Raw genomic sequence first — 2,957 nt, forward strand, 5'->3', positions numbered from 1 at the left:
TGTAAAAATTGTTCACTAATATAGTGAAGTATGGTATAATGGAAAATCATAACATACAAGGGGTGAATGCATGATGATGAAAAAAGAAATGATTGCCATGCTTCTGGCTGGCGGTCAGGGCAGCAGACTTGGTGTGTTGACAGAGAAGGTTGCTAAACCGGCTGTCGCTTTTGGCGGAAAGTACCGGATTATCGATTTTCCGCTGAGCAACTGCATCAATTCTGGCATTGATACAGTTGGTGTTCTGACCCAGTATCAGCCTTTGCGCCTGAACACTCACATTGGAATCGGTATTCCGTGGGATCTGGATCGGAACGAAGGTGGTGTTACAGTACTGCCTCCTTATGAAAAAAGTACTAACAGTGAATGGTATACAGGAACAGCTAATGCCATTTTTCAGAATCTTGATTATATGGAACAGTATAATCCGGATTATGTTCTGATACTTTCGGGAGATCATATCTACAAGATGGATTATGAGGTAATGCTGGATTTCCATAAGGCAAATAAGGCAGATATTACAATTGCATGTATGCCGGTGCCTATCGAGGAGGCAAGCCGTTTTGGCATTATGGTGACTGATGAGACAGGACGGGTAACAGAGTTTGAAGAAAAACCGGAAAAACCCAGCAGCAATCTGGCCTCTATGGGCATTTATATTTTCAGCTGGCCGGTTTTGAAAGAGGCTCTTATTGCACTGAAAGAGCAGAGCAGCTGTGATTTTGGAAAGCATATCCTCCCATACTGCAAAGAAAAGGGCCAAAGACTTTTTGCCTATGAATACAATGGCTACTGGAAGGATGTAGGAACGCTTGGCTCTTATTGGGAAGCCAATATGGAATTGATCGATATCATACCGGAATTTAATCTTTACGAGGAATTCTGGAAAATTTATACAAAAGGAGATATCATTCCGCCGCAGTATGTATCCGCAGATGCGGTAACAGACAGATGCCTCATCGGAGAGGGAGCAGAAATTTACGGGGAAGTACACCGTTCCGTGATCGGACCCAATGTTGTTATAGGCAAAAACTGTGTAATAAGGGATTCTATTATTATGAGGAATTCTGTAATAGAGGAAGGCACAGTAATGGATAAGGCTATTGTTGCAGAGGACGTTCATATAGGCAAAAATGTGACTCTTGGGTGTGGCGAAGAGGCTCCTAATGTGCTGAAGCCGTCTGTCTATGCCTTTGGCATTGCAACAGTAGGGGAGCGCAGTGTGATTCCGGATAATGTGAAAATTGGTAAAAATACAGCTATTTCCGGTGTAACCGTACCGGAAGACTATCCAGAGGGAATACTGAAAAGCGGACAGAATATTAAGGCAAAGGATGGTGATAAGGCATGAGAGCACTTGGGATTATTCTGGCAGGCGGAAATAACAACCGCATGAGGGAACTGTCTAATAAAAGAGCCATTGCGGCTATGCCGGTGGCAGGAAGCTACCGTGCCATTGACTTTGCTCTGAGTAATATGGCTAATTCTCATATTCAGAAGGTTGCTGTTCTGACTCAGTATAATGCAAGATCCCTGAACGAACATCTGAGTTCTTCAAAATGGTGGGATTTTGGCAGAAAGCAGGGCGGACTGTTTGTGTTTACGCCTACGATCACGAAAGAAAACAGCCTGTGGTATCAGGGAACTGCAGATGCCATTTATCAGAATATTGCATTTTTAAAAAACAGCCATGAGCCTTATGTGGTGATCGCTTCCGGTGACGGTATCTATAAGCTGGATTATAATAAGGTTCTGGAGTTTCATATAGCCAAACGGGCAGATATCACTGTGGTTTGTACAGAATGCAAAGATCAAAGCGAGGTGGAGCGCTTTGGTGTGCTGCGTATGAATGAGGACTGTCGTATTGAAGAATTTGAGGAGAAACCGATCGTCTCGTCTTATAATACAGTATCTACGGGTATTTATGTGATCCGCAGAAGACAGCTGATCGAACTTCTGGAGCGGACTGCCCAGGAGGGAAGACACGATTTTGTTAATGATATTCTGATCCGTTATAAAAATCTGAAACGTATTTATGGATATAAGATTGATTCTTATTGGAGCAATATTTCTACAGCAGATGCTTATTACAGGACAAATATGGCATTCCTGGATCCGGAGATCCGAAATTATTTCTTCCGTCAGGAGCCTGCTGTAAAAACAAAAATAGATGACCTTCCTCCTGCAAAATATAATGCAGGTGCAGTGGTGAAGAACAGTCTTGTTGCCAGTGGCTGCATCATCAATGGAACAGTGGAGAATTCAGTGCTGTTTAAAGATGTTTTTGTAGGCAACAACTGTGTGATCAAAAATTCTGTGATCCTCAATGGAGTATACCTGGGAGACAATACACATATAGAAAATTGTATTGTGGAAAGCAGAGATACCATTCGTGCAGGTTCTAATTACTGTGCAAATGACGGAGAGGTAAAGATCGTAGTGGAAAAAAATGAACGATACGTGATCTGAGGATTTTTAGATCGAAATATATACGTAAAATGAAAGGGGCAGAAAAAGATGAATATTACAGATGTACGCGTGAGAAAGGTTGCAAAAGAAGGAAAAATGAAGGCGGTAGTTTCCATTACCATCGATGATGAATTTGTAGTACATGACATCAAGGTGATCGAAGGAGAAAAAGGATTGTTTATTGCAATGCCCAGCCGTAAAGCTGCAGATGGCGAATACCGCGATATTGCACATCCGATCAATTCAGCTACAAGAGACAGGATCCAGACACTGATCCTGGATAAGTATCAGGAAGTTATGAGCGAGACGGACGAACAGGAAGAGGCAGCAGCAGAATAACACCGGATATCTGTAATAAAAACGCAATGTTTTAGTAAAAGAGAGATTCTAAAACCTATGATATGGAGATTATCAGGCTTTAGAATCTCTTTTCTTGTTAGGGCAAGGCCCTGTTTTACATTGTGAAGTTTTTCGTTGATCCGAAAAAC

At 42.0% G+C, this 2,957-nt stretch carries 3 protein-coding genes; all 3 read left to right on the forward strand.

What is annotated here, in order from left to right:
• The first annotated feature begins 73 nt into the window (after window positions 1-73).
• The 3 genes from RDS42_RS13785 to spoVG are packed head-to-tail and all read left to right on the forward strand — an operon-like array spanning window position 74 to window position 2,808.
• The gene (locus RDS42_RS13785) at window positions 74-1,351 is read left to right on the forward strand and encodes a glucose-1-phosphate adenylyltransferase (RefSeq protein WP_308784165.1); all 1,278 of its coding nucleotides are present in this window, start codon (window positions 74-76) and stop codon (window positions 1,349-1,351) included.
• Entirely contained in the window at window positions 1,348-2,469 is a 1,122-nt protein-coding gene (gene glgD, locus RDS42_RS13790) for a glucose-1-phosphate adenylyltransferase subunit GlgD (protein ID WP_308784163.1), read from the forward strand. Before RDS42_RS13785 ends, glgD begins: the two co-directional genes overlap by 4 nt.
• A 48-nt stretch (window positions 2,470-2,517) precedes the next feature.
• Window positions 2,518-2,808, forward strand: a complete 291-nt coding sequence (spoVG, locus tag RDS42_RS13795) for a septation regulator SpoVG (RefSeq protein ID WP_308784164.1) — start codon at window positions 2,518-2,520, stop codon at window positions 2,806-2,808.
• Window positions 2,809-2,957 lie beyond the last annotated feature (149 nt).

Source organism: uncultured Blautia sp. (assembly GCF_902497045.1).
Taxonomy (GTDB): domain Bacteria; phylum Bacillota; class Clostridia; order Lachnospirales; family Lachnospiraceae; genus Blautia_A.

Coding starts and splice junctions, on each gene's coding strand:
- spoVG (WP_308784164.1), top strand. CDS start 2,518: ATGAATATTACAGATGTACGCGTGAGAAAGGTTGCAAAAGAAGGAAAA.
- RDS42_RS13785 (WP_308784165.1), top strand. CDS start 74: ATGATGAAAAAAGAAATGATTGCCATGCTTCTGGCTGGCGGTCAGGGC.
- glgD (WP_308784163.1), top strand. CDS start 1,348: ATGAGAGCACTTGGGATTATTCTGGCAGGCGGAAATAACAACCGCATG.